Origin of the sequence: Streptomyces sp. NRRL S-244 (assembly GCF_000717915.1) — a bacterium.
Taxonomy (GTDB): Bacteria; Actinomycetota; Actinomycetes; order Streptomycetales; family Streptomycetaceae; genus Streptomyces.
The window spans coordinates 1-423 of sequence record NZ_JOCX01000068.1 but is presented as its reverse complement, the minus strand read 5'-3'; the positions used below and the strand labels follow the sequence as shown (position 1 = coordinate 423).

Here is a 423-nt window from a genome sequence, read left to right as displayed (position 1 = left end):
CCTCCGGGGCGCATATTCCCGGTCATGGAACACCTACAGTCATCTTGATCGGAAAATCCCGCAGTGATAGCGGGCGTTCGAATACTGTCCGGACAGTGCGAAGCGTGCAGGGCGAGCCTGGTGAGCCCGAGAATGCCGAGCTTGGGCTTGTCTGGACCGCAATCGTTGAGCAGATTGATGAGCCTGGCTCAGTGAGCAGATGGGTCTCGGTGGAAGATCTGGAACGCGGACGTTATTTCGCGTCCCACCCGTGGGTCTTGTCTGACGGGGGACTTGAAATGCTTGAGGAGATTGGCCGGGCTTCGGCTGCTCGTCTCCAAGTGCTGACGTCCAGTATCGGCCGGACTACATCAACTGGAGCAGACGATCTTTTTCTGTTCCCCGACCTGACCACAGCTAAGAGGCTCCGTAGCACGGATAGAG

At 57.9% G+C, this 423-nt stretch carries 1 protein-coding gene; it reads left to right on the top strand.

The window, feature by feature from the left end; all coding sequences use genetic code 11:
- Positions 1–104 precede the first annotated feature (104 nt).
- Positions 105–423 (top strand): hypothetical protein (locus IF02_RS35845; protein WP_234318394.1); only part of this gene is annotated, 319 nt, incomplete at its 3' end.